This window comes from Baekduia soli (assembly GCF_007970665.1).
GTDB lineage: Bacteria > Actinomycetota > Thermoleophilia > Solirubrobacterales > Solirubrobacteraceae > Baekduia > Baekduia soli.
This window is the reverse complement of record NZ_CP042430.1, coordinates 2,548,194-2,562,089: the sequence shown is the minus strand read 5'-3', so window position 1 is coordinate 2,562,089 and position 13,896 is coordinate 2,548,194. Positions and strand designations below refer to the sequence as shown.

General features: G+C 70.5%; 18 protein-coding genes. 10 read left to right on the top strand and 8 right to left on the bottom strand.

The window, feature by feature from the left end; translation table 11 throughout:
• The first annotated feature begins 26 nt into the window (after positions 1–26).
• The 4 genes from FSW04_RS12210 to FSW04_RS12195 all read left to right on the top strand — a co-directional run bounded on the left by FSW04_RS12210 (position 27) and on the right by FSW04_RS12195 (position 3,524).
• Positions 27–683 (top strand): peroxiredoxin, encoded by a 657-nt coding sequence (locus FSW04_RS12210; RefSeq protein WP_146919587.1) that lies wholly within the window; start codon positions 27–29, stop codon positions 681–683.
• A gap of 202 nt (positions 684–885) precedes the next feature.
• Entirely contained in the window at positions 886–2,127 is a 1,242-nt protein-coding gene (locus FSW04_RS12205) for an NAD(P)/FAD-dependent oxidoreductase (protein ID WP_146919585.1), read from the top strand.
• A gap of 275 nt (positions 2,128–2,402) precedes the next feature.
• Positions 2,403–3,038, top strand: a complete 636-nt coding sequence (folE, locus tag FSW04_RS12200; protein ID WP_146919582.1) for a GTP cyclohydrolase I FolE — start codon at positions 2,403–2,405, stop codon at positions 3,036–3,038.
• A 150-nt stretch (positions 3,039–3,188) separates the two neighbouring features.
• Entirely contained in the window at positions 3,189–3,524 is a 336-nt protein-coding gene (locus FSW04_RS12195; RefSeq protein WP_146919580.1) for an ArsR/SmtB family transcription factor, read from the top strand.
• Positions 3,525–3,679: 155 nt separating this feature from the next.
• On the opposite strand, the gene FSW04_RS12190 is transcribed toward FSW04_RS12195, so the two are convergent.
• From FSW04_RS12190 to FSW04_RS12155, 8 genes are read right to left on the bottom strand one after another with little or no spacing between them, the layout of a single operon-like run.
• Positions 3,680–4,201: an OsmC family protein gene (locus tag FSW04_RS12190; RefSeq protein ID WP_146919578.1), complete on the bottom strand. Its 522-nt coding sequence runs from the start codon at positions 4,199–4,201 to the stop codon at positions 3,680–3,682.
• Positions 4,202–4,227: 26 nt separating this feature from the next.
• On the bottom strand, positions 4,228–5,022 hold the full coding sequence (locus tag FSW04_RS12185; RefSeq protein WP_146919576.1) for a sulfite exporter TauE/SafE family protein: 795 nt from the start codon (positions 5,020–5,022) through the stop codon (positions 4,228–4,230).
• Between the two features lie 2 nt (positions 5,023–5,024).
• Positions 5,025–6,413 carry an MBL fold metallo-hydrolase gene (locus tag FSW04_RS12180; RefSeq protein ID WP_146919574.1) on the bottom strand — a complete coding sequence of 463 codons (1,389 nt, stop codon included), beginning with the start codon at positions 6,411–6,413 and terminating at the stop codon, positions 5,025–5,027.
• Between the two features lie 12 nt (positions 6,414–6,425).
• Positions 6,426–6,746, bottom strand: coding sequence for a rhodanese-like domain-containing protein (locus tag FSW04_RS12175; protein WP_146919571.1), 321 nt, complete (start codon positions 6,744–6,746; stop codon positions 6,426–6,428).
• A 12-nt stretch (positions 6,747–6,758) separates the two neighbouring features.
• The gene (locus FSW04_RS12170; RefSeq protein WP_146919569.1) at positions 6,759–7,343 is read right to left on the bottom strand and encodes a class I SAM-dependent methyltransferase; all 585 of its coding nucleotides are present in this window, start codon (positions 7,341–7,343) and stop codon (positions 6,759–6,761) included.
• Positions 7,344–7,347: 4 nt separating this feature from the next.
• A complete protein-coding gene (locus FSW04_RS12165; RefSeq protein WP_146919567.1) occupies positions 7,348–9,459 on the bottom strand; it encodes an MMPL family transporter in 2,112 nt (703 codons plus the stop codon).
• Positions 9,456–9,713 carry a DUF2892 domain-containing protein gene (locus FSW04_RS12160; protein WP_146919565.1) on the bottom strand — a complete coding sequence of 86 codons (258 nt, stop codon included), beginning with the start codon at positions 9,711–9,713 and terminating at the stop codon, positions 9,456–9,458. Before FSW04_RS12160 ends, FSW04_RS12165 begins: the two co-directional genes overlap by 4 nt.
• A complete protein-coding gene (locus tag FSW04_RS12155; RefSeq protein ID WP_146919563.1) occupies positions 9,710–10,066 on the bottom strand; it encodes an ArsR/SmtB family transcription factor in 357 nt (118 codons plus the stop codon). The genes FSW04_RS12160 and FSW04_RS12155 overlap by 4 nt, the downstream gene beginning before the upstream one ends.
• A 119-nt stretch (positions 10,067–10,185) precedes the next feature.
• On the opposite strand from FSW04_RS12155, the gene FSW04_RS12150 reads away from it, so the two are divergent.
• The 6 genes from FSW04_RS12150 to FSW04_RS25950 all read left to right on the top strand — a co-directional run bounded on the left by FSW04_RS12150 (position 10,186) and on the right by FSW04_RS25950 (position 13,857).
• Complete coding sequence (locus FSW04_RS12150; protein ID WP_321167696.1) at positions 10,186–10,599, top strand: ArsR/SmtB family transcription factor; 414 nt, start codon at positions 10,186–10,188, stop codon at positions 10,597–10,599.
• Complete coding sequence (locus FSW04_RS12145) at positions 10,596–11,279, top strand: cation diffusion facilitator family transporter (protein WP_146919561.1); 684 nt, start codon at positions 10,596–10,598, stop codon at positions 11,277–11,279. The genes FSW04_RS12150 and FSW04_RS12145 overlap by 4 nt, the downstream gene beginning before the upstream one ends.
• A gap of 62 nt (positions 11,280–11,341) precedes the next feature.
• Positions 11,342–11,554: a hypothetical protein gene (locus tag FSW04_RS12140; protein ID WP_146919559.1), complete on the top strand. Its 213-nt coding sequence runs from the start codon at positions 11,342–11,344 to the stop codon at positions 11,552–11,554.
• Positions 11,551–12,486, top strand: coding sequence for a cation diffusion facilitator family transporter (locus FSW04_RS12135; RefSeq protein WP_146919557.1), 936 nt, complete (start codon positions 11,551–11,553; stop codon positions 12,484–12,486). The genes FSW04_RS12140 and FSW04_RS12135 overlap by 4 nt, the downstream gene beginning before the upstream one ends.
• Positions 12,487–12,601: 115 nt before the next feature.
• Positions 12,602–13,570, top strand: a complete 969-nt coding sequence (locus FSW04_RS12130) for an IS481 family transposase (RefSeq protein ID WP_146915057.1) — start codon at positions 12,602–12,604, stop codon at positions 13,568–13,570.
• A 140-nt stretch (positions 13,571–13,710) separates the two neighbouring features.
• Positions 13,711–13,857 (top strand): hypothetical protein, encoded by a 147-nt coding sequence (locus FSW04_RS25950; protein ID WP_187369453.1) that lies wholly within the window; start codon positions 13,711–13,713, stop codon positions 13,855–13,857.
• Positions 13,858–13,896: the final 39 nt, after the last annotated feature.

Here is a 13,896-nt window from a genome sequence, read left to right as displayed (position 1 = left end):
CGACCCATCGACCCCGGAGGATCCGCATGACCTTGACCATCGGCGACGCCGCACCGGACTTCGTCGCCCAGACCACCGAAGGTGAGATCGCCTTCCATGACTGGATCGGCGACAGCTGGGCGGTCCTGTTCTCGCATCCGCGCGCCTTCACGCCGGTGTGCACGACCGAGCTCGGCTACATGGCGTCCATCAAGGCCGACTTCGACCGCCGCGACACGAAGATCATCGCGATCTCCACCGATCCCGTCGACGGCAGCACCGCCTGGTCCAAGGACATCGCCAGCACCCAGGGTGCCGCGGTCAACTACCCGATCATCGCGGACACCGACCACGCCATCAGCAAGGCGTACGGGATGCTTCCCGCCGACGCCGACGGCGACCCGACCGCCCGCACCGCCGCCCAGAACGCCACCCTGCGCAACGTCTTCGTCATCGGACCCGACAAGCAGATCAAGCTCGTCCTCATCTACCCCATGACGACCGGACGCAACTTCGACGAGGTCCTGCGCGTGATCGACTCCCTGCAGCTCACCGCCGCACATCAGCTCACCACCCCGGCGCAATGGCAGCCCGGCGACGACGTCATCATCGCCGGATCGGTCACCGACCAGCAGGCCCGGGAGCGCTACCCGGACGGCTGGCAGCAGCCGCTGCCCTACATGCGGATCGTCGCCGCCCCATAGCGCGAGGAGCAACCAGCGACGATCTGGCAGGCAAGAGCCCGGTACAGGACTCTACGTCCGGGCGCCTGACGTTCGAGACCCGGGACGTAAGGAACGCCCCGCAGTGGTCGCTCGTAGGTGAAGGATCACTGACCGACCCACCGAGGAGCCCAGCAGGCCCTGACCGGCGACCTCAGTCGATACCACCAGCCCGGAGCCCCGCATGAGCAAGCAGACCCACGTCATCGTCGGTGCCAGCCTGACCGGCGCCAAGGCGGCCGAGGAGCTGCGCCAACGCGGCTTTGACGGTCGCGTGGTACTGATCGGCGCAGAGTCGGAGCGACCGTACGAGCGCCCGCCGTTGACCAAGGACTACCTGCGGGGCGAGTCCGAACGCGACAAGGCCTACGTCCACGAGCTGGCGTTCTACGCCGAGCACGACATCGAGCTGTTGACCGACACCACGGTGACGGCCATCGATCCCGGGTCATCGCGCGTGACGCTCGATGACGGCGACGCGCTGGGCTACGACCGGCTCCTGCTGGCCACCGGAGCCCAGCCACGGCGGATCTCCGTCCCCGGGGCAGACCTCGAGGGCGTCCACTACCTGCGGACGCTGGCGGATTGTGACGCGCTGCGTGAGCGGCTGGATCGCGGCGGCCGCGTCGTGGTCGTCGGCGCCGGCTGGATCGGCAGCGAGTTCGCCGCTTCGGCACGCCAGCGCGGGCTGGAGGTCACCCTGATCGATCCGCTCGCGCTGCCCAATGAGCGGATCTTCGGCTCCGAGATCGGCGCCTTCTACCGCGACGTCCACGCCCGGAACGGGGTCACCCTGGCCCTCGGCGAAGGCGTGGAGGCCATCGAGGGTGATGGCGCGGCGATCGCCCGCGTCCGCACCGACCGCGGGCGACTGGTCGAGTGCGACTTCGCGGTCGTCGGCATCGGCGTCCTCCCGCGGGTCGATCTCGCACAGACGGCGGGCATCGCGATCGACAACGGGATCATCGTCGACGAGCGGCTCCAGACCTCGGCGCCCGGCGTGTTCGCCGCCGGCGACGTCGCGAACGCCTGGCATCCGTTCTACCACCGGCGCATCCGGGTCGAGCACTGGGCCAACGCGCTGACACAGGGGCCCGCCGCCGCGCGCGCCATGCTCGGCGAGCGTGTCAGCTTTGAGCACCTGCCCTACTTCTTCTCCGATCAGTACGACGTCGGGATGGAGTACTGCGGACACGCGCCGCAGTGGGACGAGGTGGTCCTCCGCGGTGACCCGGCCCGTGGTGAGTTCATCGCCTTCTGGCTTCATGAGGGCCGGGTCGCCGCTGGCATGAACGTCAACGTCTGGGATGTCAACGAGCACATCCAGGCGCTCATCCGCGGACGCCGGACGGTCGACCGCGCGGCGCTGGCGGACTCGGAGAGCCCGCTGGAGTCGCTGGCCGGCCAGACCACCACCGAACGCTGAGCAACCGCGCCATGGCTCCGAACGCGAAGCTGCGACGCCTCCACGACGCTGCAGACCCCTGACGACTGAGCGGGCGGAGATCGGCGCGCCGCGATGTGTACGGTGGCCGGCCGTGCGCTGATGCCCATCACGACGGCTCGTTGTCGGCCGCTGCCATGGGAGCGCCACCGGCCTCCCGCGCCGCGGTCGGTGCCACCCTCCTCCCTACCCCCGTTCTCGCCCAACCGACCACCTGCCCGGTAAGAGATCGTGCGGCGACGGCACTAAGGCTCGACATGACCGCGCCACATCAACACCTAACCGGCCTCGCCCTGGCCCCCTTGCATGATGCAGGCGACCAGGGTCGCGACATCGATCAGGGCGCGTTGGTGCGCGCCGCTCGTGATCTCCTGTCAGCCCTCGGCGCCGACGTCGACGCTGAGGGACTGCGCGAGACGCCCCGCCGCGTTGCCGAGGCCCTCACCGAGCTCTTGACCCCGCAACCGTTTCGGGCCACAACGTTCGCCAACGACGACGGTTACGACCAGTTGATCGTCGCGCGCCGCATCCCGTTCCATTCGCTGTGCATGCATCACATGCTGCCGTTTCACGGCGTTGCGCACATCGGATACCTTCCCGGCGGACGGATCCTCGGTCTGAGCAAGCTGGCCCGCGTCGTTGAGCTCTACGCTCGCGACCTGCAGACCCAGGAGCGCCTCACGACCCAGATCGCCGGCTGGTTGCAGCGCGAGCTCGAGCCCGTGGGGATCGGCGTCGTGCTGGAGGCCGAGCACATGTGCATGACGCTGCGGGGCGTTCAGAAGTCCGGCTCCACGACCGTCACGTCAGCGCTGTACGGCCTGGTCCGGGACGACGCACGCACTCGCCAGGAGTTCCTGGCCCTGGCCACCAGCTCATGCCCTGACCGGTGACCAGACGCTCGCCATGGTCGGAGCGATCTTCGCGGGCGAGGGCGCAAACCAGATCTTGATGTCCTCGACCTCCGCCCATCGTCGGAGGCCGGACCGAGCGCGGCTTCTCGAAGGGAGGACGCACAACTCCAACCGCGTACAGTGAATGCCATGGCCCTCCCCTCTCCCCTTCCCGATCCGCTGGTCGAGCTCATCGCGCAGCGCTTCCGGGTCATCGGCGAGCCGATGCGGATCAAGGTGCTCGACCGCCTGCGCGAGGGTCCAGCGAATGTCAGCGAGTTGCGGGAGGCACTCGGCGCGTCGCAGCAGAACGTGTCGAAGCATCTGGGTGTCCTACACCAGGCAGGGATCGTCAGCCGCACGAAGCAGGGCACCGCGGTCCGCTATGCGATCGCCGACGACTCCGTGTTCGCCCTGTGCGAGCAGGTCTGCGGCGGTCTGCGCGCCCAGCTGGCCGAGTTTCAGCAGCTCCTCGACGTCGCCTGAGCCGAGACGTGGTGCGGCCATGGACAAGCCCGAGCCACGCATGCCGCGCTGCCTGGAGCTGTTCGAGGACTTCTGCATCGTCACCCACAGCCCGCACCGGGATTGACGTCCCGGTGGCCGTCGAACCCACCACGGAACAGCGCGCGGCCTGACGCTCAGGTCCGCGTGACGTGCGTGCGCAGCTCGATCGGGTTGCGAATGCAGTACGCCCCGGGGCAGTGCTCGTCGGCGGCGGCCTTGAGCTCGTCCAGGACCTCGGGCGTGGCGTCGGCGTCGACGTCCAGGTGCCAGTCGATGCCCTGCACGGGAGGCCGGTCGCTGACGCCCAGCGCGCGGCCGAGGTCTACGTCGGTCTCCACCCGCGCGCGCAGCGCGCGGATCTCGACGCCGCGGCGCGCGGCCTCCTGGGCGTAGGTCATGGCGTAGCAGGCCAGGCCGCCCCAGAAACAGTAGGCCAACGGGTTGGGGGCCGCTCCGGTGCCGCCCATCGGCGGCGGGAAGTCGGCCTCGAAGACGACCGGCTCCCCGTTGGGAACCGGGATCGTCGCGCGGAACTGCGGCGTGCCCGGGGTCGTCTGCCACTCGCCGTCGAAGACGACGTGCTGGACGACGACACTCGGATCGGCCTGGGCCTTGGCGGCGGTCTGCTCGACAGCCTCGACGTTGACGTTGTGCATGATGTCGGTCCTTCCGGGCGTGAGGGTCAGGAGCTGCCAGGTGGGCCGCCGAGGAAGGCGGCGGAGATCAGGAGGTAGCCGGCGACGAGGACGACGAGCGCCGCGAAGCCCTGGCCAAGTTGGCGCTGCGGGATGCGTCCGGCCAAGCGCACGCCGCCGAGTGCGCCGGCCACGCAGGCCAGCGTCATGGTCGTCGTCACGCCGGCGTCGAGGCCGCGGCCGGCGACCAGGTGCGCGCCGAGGGCCATGACCGAGGTGGCGGTGATGATCGCCAGCGAGGTGCCGACGGCCAGGCGCATGGACAGCGCCAGCGCGATGGACAGCGTGGGGACGATGAGAAAGCCGCCGCCGACGCCGAAGAAGCCGGTCATCGTGCCGATGAGGAGGCCGGCGACCAGGTCGCGCCCGAGGCGCAGCGGCGGACAGCTCGACGTGACCGGCGCGGCGTCGCCGGCCGATGTGGCCTTGGTGGCCTTGCGCCAGGTGGCGGCCGCGGCGGCGAGCATGATCACGGCGAAGGCCGCGATCAGCACGCGGCCGCTGACAGCGTTGCCCAGCGCCGTGCCTGCGACGACGCCGGGCAGCGCCGCGGCGGTGAACGCGCTGGCGTGGCGCCAGCAGACGCGACCCTCGCGGGCGTGCGCGAGCCCGCCGGCCAGGGCGCCGGCGGTGACGACCACCAGCGACGTGGTCGTCGCTTCGTGAACGCTCTGGCCGAGGACGTAGACCAGGACCGGCACGGCGAGGACCGAGCCGCCGCCGCCGAGCATGCCGAGGCTCAGGCCGATGGCCAGCCCGAAGGGGATGGCGGCCGCCGCCATTCCTAGCGTGCCGCGGACTGCGGTTGCTCGATCGGCCAGCCCTGCTGTTGCCAGGTGACGACGCCACCGTCGGCGACGTGGATGACGTGCTGCGCGCCGGCGCGCAGCAGCAGCGAGGCGGCGATCGCGCTGCGCTGGCCGGAGGAGCAGATCACGGCGATCGGGCGCGCCGGGTCCAAGCCCGCGGGGACACCGTCGATGTCGTGGTAGGCCGCGTGGACCGCACCGGCGAGGTGGCCGGCCTCGAACTCACCTTGCTCGCGCACGTCGAGGACCTGCACGTCGGCGATCCGCTCGCGTAGGCCCGACACGTCGATGCGCTCCACGCCCTCGGTCGGGCGCTTCTCCTCACGCCAGCTCGTCATGCCGCCGGCCAGGTAGCCGCCGAGATCCGTGATCCCCACCGCGGCCGCGAGGTGCGCGGCATGGATCGCGTCGTCGTCGTCGCGGCCGACGAGGATCACCTCGTGGTCACGGTCGGCGACCCACGCGAGCTTCGTGCCGAAGCCGGCGCGGACCGCCGGGTTGCAGACCGCGCCGGGGATGTGGGCGTCATCGAACTGCAGGTCGGTGCGCACGTCGACCACGAGCGCGCCCGTGAGTTGCTTGACCTCGACCTGTCGCGCGGTGAGCGGCTCGACGTCGACGTGGCCGCTGTGCAGCGGGCCCTGGTTGAGCGCCACGATCGCCTGGAAGTTCGGGGGCTGCGGGGCCAGCGTGGCGATCGCGCGTTCCACGAACGCGTTCTCATCGGTCTCGGCCAGCAGCTCGTTGTGCGCCAGCTCATAGGCGATCGTCGAGGAGATCTTCATGTCCATCCCCGGGCCGCCGCACAGCGAGCCGCCGAGATGGCCGGGCCAGACCTCGCACGCGCCGGGCAACGTGAGGAGCTTGTCGCGCAGCGAGGCGAACATGTCGTGCGCGCCCTCTTCCTTGTCGACGGCCAGGTCGGGGCGCGCGATGTCACCGACGAACAAGGTGTCACCGGTGAGCACCGCCCATGGCTCGGGGCCGCGCGCGGTGTCGATCAGCGCGAACGCCGTGTGCTCGGGCCGGTGGCCCGGTGTGTGCAGCGCGCGCACGCGCACGGCGCCCAGCTCCAGCTCCCAGCCGTCGTCGAAGGCCTCGTGGTCGTAGCCGGGCGCGGCATCGCGGTGCACGTGGATCGTCGCGCCGGTCGCCGCCGCCAGCCGGCCGTGGCCCGAGACGTGATCGGCGTGGTTGTGGGTCTCGAGGATGTGCTCGATCCGCACGCCCATGTACCGGGCCAGCGCGAGGTACTCCTCGATCTCGAGCTTGGGATCGACGACGGCCGCAACGCCCGCGTCCTCGTCGCCGACCAGGTACGAGGCGCACCCGAGGTCGTCGTGGGTGATCTGCCGGAAGATCATCGGTCCGGTCTCCTATCGGGTGAGGGGCAGGCCGGCGCGGGACCAGGCCGTCACGCCGCCGCTGACGTTGACGGCATCCAGTCCCGCCTTGGCGGCGGCCTTCGTCGCCCTGGCGCTGCGCATGCCCGACTGGCAGACGAAGGCGACGGACTTGCTGGAATCGAGCTCGCCGAGCTGTGCGCCGAGCTGGCCGAGGGGGATATTGCGGGCGCCCTCGATGCGCCCCTGGCGCAGCTCGGCGGCCTCGCGAACGTCGACGAGCACCAGGCCGCCGGTCCGCTGCCGCTCGACCGCCTCGGTGGGCGTGATCGAACGGGTTCGGGAGAAGAACATGGACAAGAGCTCCTAGGTGGTGGGGATCGCGAGAAGGGCGAAGTGGTAGGGCAGGTCGATGGGCGCCACGGTCGCGCGCAGGCCGACGACGCCGAGCGCGCGGCACGCTCCGTCAGCGTCGTAGAGCAGCTCGTCGGGTGGCCCGATGTCGCGGCGACGGCCGCGCTCCCAATCCACGACGAGCGTGAACCCGCTGGGCTTGAGCAGCCGTCGCATCTCGGCGAGGGCACGCTCGCCGCGCACCTCGTGCAGGAGGTTGACGGCGATCACCCGATCGACGCTCGCGTCGGGGAGCGGCACGGCGTCGTCGGCGACGTGCAGAGCTGTGACGTTCGGGTTCCCCGTCGTGCGTAGACGCAGGTGGCCGAGCATCTCGTCGCTGCTGTCGACGGCGACGACACGGCCGCCGTCGCGCAGCAGATGGGCGGCCGGGATCGTGATCCGCCCGGTGCCTGCGCCGTAGTCGACGACGATCTCGTCGCCCTGCAGGTCCAGCAGGGCGACGAGCGCGTCGGTTGGCAGGTACCGCTCCCGCTCGGGCGCGTCCAGCACGTGCGCCCGGGCGGGGTCGAACTTCTTGGGGTCCTTGCCGGTCATCGGCTCAGGCGTGGCCGAAGCGGACGTCGGGCAGGATGCGGGCCAGGGGCTTGGGCAGCCACCAGGCCCACTTGCCCAGCAGGCGCAGGAGCACCGGCACGAGCAGCAGCCGGACCAGGAAGGCGTCGAGCAGCACGGCGACGCCGAGGATGACGCCCATCTCCTTGGGCGGCAGCGGGCCGCTGAGGGCGAAGGTGAAGAACACCGCCACCATCACCGCGGCGGCCGCGAAGACGACGCGCCCGGAGTGGGCGACGGCGCCGACCATGGCCTCCTTGGGATCGTGGCTGCGGTCCCAGTGCTCCTTGGCGCTGGAGAGCAGGAACACGGTGTAGTCCATGGAGATCGCGAAGATCATCGCGAAGAAGAACACCGGGCCCCAGGCGTCCAGGAAGCCCTGGGGCTCGAAGCCCAGCAGCCCGCTGCCGTGGCCGCCCTGGAAGATCAGCCGGGCGATCCCGAAGGCGGCGCCGGTGGCCAGCAGGTTGGTGGCCACGCCGAGCGCGGCGATGATCGGCGCCTGCAGCGCGACGAGCAGCAGCAGGAAGCCGAGGATCAGCACGACGCCGATGACCAGCGGGGTCTTGGACGACAGCAGGGTCTCGAGGTCGTGGTTCTCGGCGACCGACCCGCCGACCAGCGCGCCCTGCGGCAGCGCGCCGCGCAGGCGATCGATGGTCCGGCCGACCGCCTTGGAGGACGGGTCGGCGCCGGGGACGGCCTGCACCAGGGCGGCGCCGCCGGCCCCGGGCATCGCCGGCATGACCCGGGCGATGCCCGGGTCGGCCTTGGCGATCGCCGTGACCCTGGCCGCGTCGGCCTGGGTGGTGGCGATCTGGATCGCGCCCGGGGCGCCCTTGCCGAAGGCCTGCTGGACCTGGGTGTAGCCGACGCGCGAGCTGTCGGAGGTCGGCACGACCTTGATCGACGGCATCCCGGTCTTCAGGCCCAGGACGGGGAAGGCCAGCGCCAGCAGGACGACCACGGCGATGGCGCCGAAGGCCAGCGGGTGCTTCCACAGCCGCTCACCCCAGGCGGCGAAGCGCGCGGAGCGGTGCTCGCCCTGATGGACCCACGGCAGCGAGACGTTGTCGACCTTGGGGCCGAGCTTGGCCAGCACGGCGGGCAGCAGCGTCATCGTCGCCGCGAGGATGAAGATGACGGCGATCATGATCCCCAGGGCCATCGACCGGAACGCCGGGCTGGGGACGAGCATCACGGCAGTCAGCGAGATCAGCACGGTCACGCCGCTGAACAGCACGGCCTTGCCGGCGGTGTCCATCGTCTCGGCCACCGCGTCCTCCACCGGCTCGTGGGTGCCGAACAGCGCGGCGCGGAAGCGCATCACGATGAACAGCGCGTAGTCGATGCCCAGCGCCAGCGCGAACATCAGCGCGAAGTTCATCGCCCAGATCGAGATGTCCAGCACCTTGGTGCCGAGGTAGAGCGTCCCGGCGGAGGCCATCAGGCCGAGGATCGTCAGCATCAGCGGCAGTCCGGCGGCCACCAGCGAGCCGAAGGCGAGCACGAGGATGACCATCGTGACCGGCCAGCTGAACAGCTCGGACTTCATCATCGCCGTACGGTTGGCGGTGTTGAAGTCCGACCACATGCCGCTGGCGCCGGTCAGCGAGACCTGCACGCCGTCGCCCTGCAGACGATGCAGCTTGGTCTTGAGGTCATCGGCCGCGCGGACCATGGTGTTGGCGTCGGCGGCGGCGCCGGCCTGCACGATGGCGGTGTGACCGTCGCGCGAGATCGAGGTGCCCGGCCGGGGCGCGACGACGTTCTTGACGCGGTGGTCGGCCTTCAGCGTCGCCTCCGTGGAGGCGATCACGCGCTGGAAGGCGGGATCCTTGGTGGTCTGCGTCGGCGAGTGCACGACGACCATCAGGGCGCTCGAGGAGAGGCCCTGGAAGTTCTGGTCGATCGCCTTGCGGGCGGCGACCGACTCCGAGCCCGTCGCCTCCCAGCCGGCGCCCGACAGGGCCTTCTCGACCTTCGGGGCGAAGAAGCCGAGCACGACGGCGACCAGCAGCCAGCCGAGCGCGACGGTGCGGAAGTGGGTGGCGGTGTAGCGGCCCAGGCGGCCGATCGGACCGTAGGTGGTGGTCATCGGGAGACCTCCTTGCGGGCGTAGAGGGTCGAGCGCAGGCCGAACAGGCGGCCGAGGATCAGCGACGCCGGGCAGGCGCCGAGCGAGACGTACAGCCACTGGTTGACGCCGACGAACGCCGTCAGCAGCAGAAACCACGGCGAGACGACCGCCGCCAGCACCGCGCTGAGCAGCGTGACCGTGCCGGCCATCGCGAACAGCACGCGCTCCAGCGGCCAGCCGGTCTCACGCACGCAGGATCGAGTCGGGGTCATGCTGCTCTGCCTCCTTGGAGGATCGCGTCGAGCTCGGAGACCTGGCGGCGCAACCCGCCGCAGACCTGGTCGCAGAGCTCGAAGACGCCGGGATCGGCGATGGCGTAGACGGACGAGGTGCCCTGCTTTGCGCGGGCGACCATCCCGGCGTTCAACAGGACGCCGAGGTGCTTCGAGACGTTCTGCTGCGAGGCGCCGAGCGCCTCCTGCAGCTCGCCGACGGTCGCGTCACCGTCACGGAGGCGGTCGAGCAGCCTGATGCGCATCGGCTCGGCCAGGACGCGAAAGCGCGAGGCGACCAGCTCGATGAGCTGATCGGGAAGCGGGTGGAGAAGCGACGGATCGCGATTCATGGGCCAGAGCCTATCACAACTTTACGGTTGTGTAGTTTCTACAGCCGTATCGCCCAACCAGCGCGCCTCGCATCCGGAGCGAGCGCGATCGCCGCGACCGAGATCCGCGCCTACCCGCAATGCATGAAGACGTGTTCATGAGTAGGCTGCGACGGATGCCGCATCCTTCAGAACACCGTGCCGCCGAGCGTCCGCTGGACCGCGACGAGGCCGAGCGCGTCGCCGAGACCATGCGCGCTTTCGGCTCGGCAAGCCGGCTGCGCCTGCTCTGGGCGTTGCTCGAGCACGAGCGCACGGTCGAGCAGCTGGTCGCCGCGGTCGGGATGGAGCAGAGCGCGGTCTCGCACCAGCTGCGCCTGCTCCGCCAACAGCGGCTGGTCAGCGTCCGGCGCGACGGCCGTCGCGCGTTCTACCGCTTGCACGATCACCACCTTCCCGAGCTCCTGACGGCGATGCGCCACCACCACGAGCACGTGCACCCGCCGACGACCATCGCGCTGCCGGCCGACATGGAAGCGGCGCACCCGTCATGAGCACCCACTCCGAGGCCCAGGGTCACGCCGCGCACGGCGATCACCACGACGGGGGTCACGAGCATGGCCATGGCCATTCTCACGGCCTGGTCGACGAGTCGATCAAGCGCTCCCGCGACGGCATCCGTGCCGTTACGGTCGCGCTGATCGTCCTGGGGCTCACCGCCGCCGCTCAGATCGCCGTCTTCGTGATGTCGGGCAGCGTCGCGCTCCTGGCCGACCTCATCCACAACATCGGCGACGCCGCCACGGCCATCCCCCTCGGCATCGCGTTCGCGCTCCGCTCGGCGCGTGCCGAGCGCCATGCCGGCCTGTTCGTCGTCCTGGCGATCTTCGTCTCGGCCTGTGTGGCCGCGTACGAGGCCGTGGCCCGGCTGATCCATCCGCAGGCGGTCGACCACCTCGGCATCCTCGCCGCGGCCGGCGTCGTCGGCTTCGTCGGCAACTGGACCGCGGCGCTCATCCGAACGCGTGCCGGTAAGCGCCTGGACAGCCCCGCGCTGATCGCCGACGGTGCGCACGCCCGGGCCGACGCCTACGTCTCGCTGGCCGTCGTCGCGTCGGCGGCCGTCGTCGCGCTCGGCCTCAGGATCGCCGACCCCCTGATCGGCCTGGCCATCACACTGGTCATCCTGCGGATCACCTATGACTCGTGGCGCACCGTGCGCGCCGGTGCATGAGCCGATCACCGCGAACGCCGCCCTCATGCCTTCCAACGCCGGGTTCGTCTGTCCGTAGGGCGATGACCACCGCGACCTCCGGCGCTCCTCGTGACGCCAACGTGGCCGCGTCGCTCGCCCTCAAGGCCCTGCTCGTGATGCTCGCCCCGCTCGGGCTGGTGACGCTCGTGCTCGGCAGGGCCGGCGACACGGGCATGTCGCTCCTGGCCACCCTCAACGCGGTCCGGCTGCTGCGCGCTCCCCCGTACGCGCCGAGCTCAAGCCCTCCCGCATGAGTGCTCGCGCTCCCGAGCCGTCGAGCGGTCATGGCCACAGCCATGCCGTCCCACAGGGTGCCGACTCCCGGCTGCTCGCGATCGCCCTGGCGATCAACGCCGGGTTCATGGTCGTCGAGGTCGTCGTGGGCGCGATCGCCGGCTCGCTGGCGCTCCTCTCCGACGCCGCCCACATGCTCACCGACGTTGCCGCGCTCGGCCTGGCCATCGTCGCCGCGCGTCTCGCTCAGCGTCGGCCCAGCGGATCAATGACGTTCGGCTGGCGGCGGGCGGAGATCCTCTCGGCGCTGGTCAACGGCGTGACGCTCGTCATCCTCGCTGCCTTCATCGCCTACGAGGGGGTGCGCCGGCTCGCCCAGCCCCCCGAGGTGCAGGCCTGGCTCGTGCTGTGGGTCGGATTCGCCGGCCTCGGCGTCAACGGAGCCGCGGCGTACGTGCTGAGCAAGGCCAGCGGCGGACTCAACATGCGCGGGGCCTGGCTGCACAACCTCACCGACGCGTATGCCTCGGTGGGCACGATGGCCGCCGCCGGAGTCATCCTGCTCACCGGCTTCCAGCGTGCCGACGCGATCGCGTCACTGTTGATCGCAGTCCCGATGCTGTGGATGGGGGCATCGCTGGCGAAAGCCGCGGCGCTGGTCCTGCTCGAGGCAGCGCCCGAGGGCATCGATCCGGACGCGATCGGCCAAGCGATGGCCCACGAGCCGGACATCGTGGAGGTCCACGACCTTCACGTGTGGGAAGTCAGCTCCGGGTTCCCCTCCCTCTCCGCCCACGTGCTGGTCGCCTCGGATCGTGATTGCCACGTTGCCCGCCGGCGGCTCGAGCAACTGATCCACGAGCGCTACGGCATCGAGCACACGACGCTGCAGGTCGACCATGTTGGTGGCGAACTCCTGCGTATCGAACGTCGCCCGCCTTCAGGCGGCTAGATGACGTGCCTCGGGACGTTCCGAACGTCTGAGGGCTGAAGTTGAGGCATCCGGGCTGAGACAGAGGCTGTGGGTCTTCTCAAGGATCCAACGGCCTCGGAGGTCATCAGCCCGGATGCAGTGCAAGCGTAGGTGGCTGCCCAGCTGGCAGCGTGTCGAGCTGGTTGATTGGTGTCTTGGCGAGGGACTTCCTCGACGCCAGGCAGCGGCCCGTCGGCGGGTGAGCGTGTCGACGGTGCAGTACTGGATCGACCGGTACCGCAACGCCTCAGACGCCGAGCGAGCGTCGGGCGCGTGGGCGCAGGATCGACCCTCGACGCCGCATCGCCAGCCGACGCGGTCCAGCGACGAGCTGCACGACCGTGTCTGCCAGGCGCGGACGCGGACGGGCTGGGGGCCGCGCCTGATCGCCTCCGAGCTCGGCATCGCGCACGCGACGGTCTCGCGCTGTCTGAAGCGGCGCGGCATGTCGCGCCAGCCGCCGGCGCCCCGAGAGGCGGTGCAGCGCTTTGAGTGGCCGTGCCCTGGGGCGTTGATCCAAAACGACGTCAAGCGTTTCGCGCGGTTCTCCTCACCCGGCCATGCCGTCACCGGCAACCGTCACCGCACGGGCGCCGAGAAGCGCCAGCGTGTCGGCTACGAGTTCGCCCACAGCGCGATCGACGACCACAGCCGCCTGGCCTACACCGAGCTGCACCGCGACGAGAAGGCCGCCACCGTCATCGGCTTCACCGAGCGGGCGATCGCGTTCTTCGCTGCGCACGGCATCATCATCGAGCGCTGGCAGACCGACAACGCCTGGACCTACACCCACAACAAGGCGCTGGCCGCCCTGTTTGACAGCCACGGCATCCGGCATCGCACGATCGCGCCCCGCACGCCGCGCCACAACGGCAAGGTCGAGCGCTACCAGCAGACCCTCAAACGCGAATGGGGCCTGGGACAGCGCTACCGCTCAAGCGACGCCAGAGCCGCAGCGCTGCCACACTGGCTGCACCACTACAACAACGAGCGGAACCACAGCTCGCTCGGCAACCGGCCGCCCATCACCCGCGTTCGGAACGACCTGAGGCAGAACAGCTAGACGCGAACGCCTCTCGGCGCTGAGGACGACTCCCGGTTCTGTGGAGCTCGGCTGATCCTCGGCTGACCCCGACTGTCGACTCGCGCTCGCCGACGGTCGTCCCCGTTCTCGGTGCCCGGTTGATCGGCCGGCGGCTGACGGTGCGATGCCGGCGTGCGCTCGCGCTGGCGGCGCCGCCGATCACGCTCGACCGGCTCGTGACCGACCGCGACCTGGAGGCGCTCGAGCATCACTACCGGCTGCGCCCGGCAGCCGGCCCGGTCCGTCTGCACGGCCCGGGGCCGTGACGAGACCGACCGGGCGACCACGCCGCGCCGGTCCAACCG

Excerpts from the sequence above, each read along its gene's own strand:
- FSW04_RS12155 (WP_146919563.1), bottom strand. The coding sequence starts at position 10,066 with ATGAATCGCGATCCGTCGCTTCTCCACCCGCTTCCCGATCAGCTCATC.
- FSW04_RS12195 (WP_146919580.1), top strand. The coding sequence starts at position 3,189 with ATGGCCCTCCCCTCTCCCCTTCCCGATCCGCTGGTCGAGCTCATCGCG.
- FSW04_RS12165 (WP_146919567.1), bottom strand. The coding sequence starts at position 9,459 with ATGACCACCACCTACGGTCCGATCGGCCGCCTGGGCCGCTACACCGCC.
- FSW04_RS12210 (WP_146919587.1), top strand. The coding sequence starts at position 27 with ATGACCTTGACCATCGGCGACGCCGCACCGGACTTCGTCGCCCAGACC.
- FSW04_RS12150 (WP_321167696.1), top strand. The coding sequence starts at position 10,186 with ATGCATGAAGACGTGTTCATGAGTAGGCTGCGACGGATGCCGCATCCT.
- FSW04_RS12185 (WP_146919576.1), bottom strand. The coding sequence starts at position 5,022 with ATGGCGGCGGCCGCCATCCCCTTCGGGCTGGCCATCGGCCTGAGCCTC.
- FSW04_RS12190 (WP_146919578.1), bottom strand. The coding sequence starts at position 4,201 with ATGCACAACGTCAACGTCGAGGCTGTCGAGCAGACCGCCGCCAAGGCC.
- FSW04_RS12160 (WP_146919565.1), bottom strand. The coding sequence starts at position 9,713 with ATGACCCCGACTCGATCCTGCGTGCGTGAGACCGGCTGGCCGCTGGAG.
- FSW04_RS12205 (WP_146919585.1), top strand. The coding sequence starts at position 886 with ATGAGCAAGCAGACCCACGTCATCGTCGGTGCCAGCCTGACCGGCGCC.
- FSW04_RS12140 (WP_146919559.1), top strand. The coding sequence starts at position 11,342 with ATGACCACCGCGACCTCCGGCGCTCCTCGTGACGCCAACGTGGCCGCG.
- FSW04_RS12145 (WP_146919561.1), top strand. The coding sequence starts at position 10,596 with ATGAGCACCCACTCCGAGGCCCAGGGTCACGCCGCGCACGGCGATCAC.
- FSW04_RS12130 (WP_146915057.1), top strand. The coding sequence starts at position 12,602 with ATGCAGTGCAAGCGTAGGTGGCTGCCCAGCTGGCAGCGTGTCGAGCTG.
- FSW04_RS12180 (WP_146919574.1), bottom strand. The coding sequence starts at position 6,413 with ATGATCTTCCGGCAGATCACCCACGACGACCTCGGGTGCGCCTCGTAC.
- FSW04_RS12170 (WP_146919569.1), bottom strand. The coding sequence starts at position 7,343 with ATGACCGGCAAGGACCCCAAGAAGTTCGACCCCGCCCGGGCGCACGTG.
- folE (WP_146919582.1), top strand. The coding sequence starts at position 2,403 with ATGACCGCGCCACATCAACACCTAACCGGCCTCGCCCTGGCCCCCTTG.
- FSW04_RS12175 (WP_146919571.1), bottom strand. The coding sequence starts at position 6,746 with ATGTTCTTCTCCCGAACCCGTTCGATCACGCCCACCGAGGCGGTCGAG.
- FSW04_RS12135 (WP_146919557.1), top strand. The coding sequence starts at position 11,551 with ATGAGTGCTCGCGCTCCCGAGCCGTCGAGCGGTCATGGCCACAGCCAT.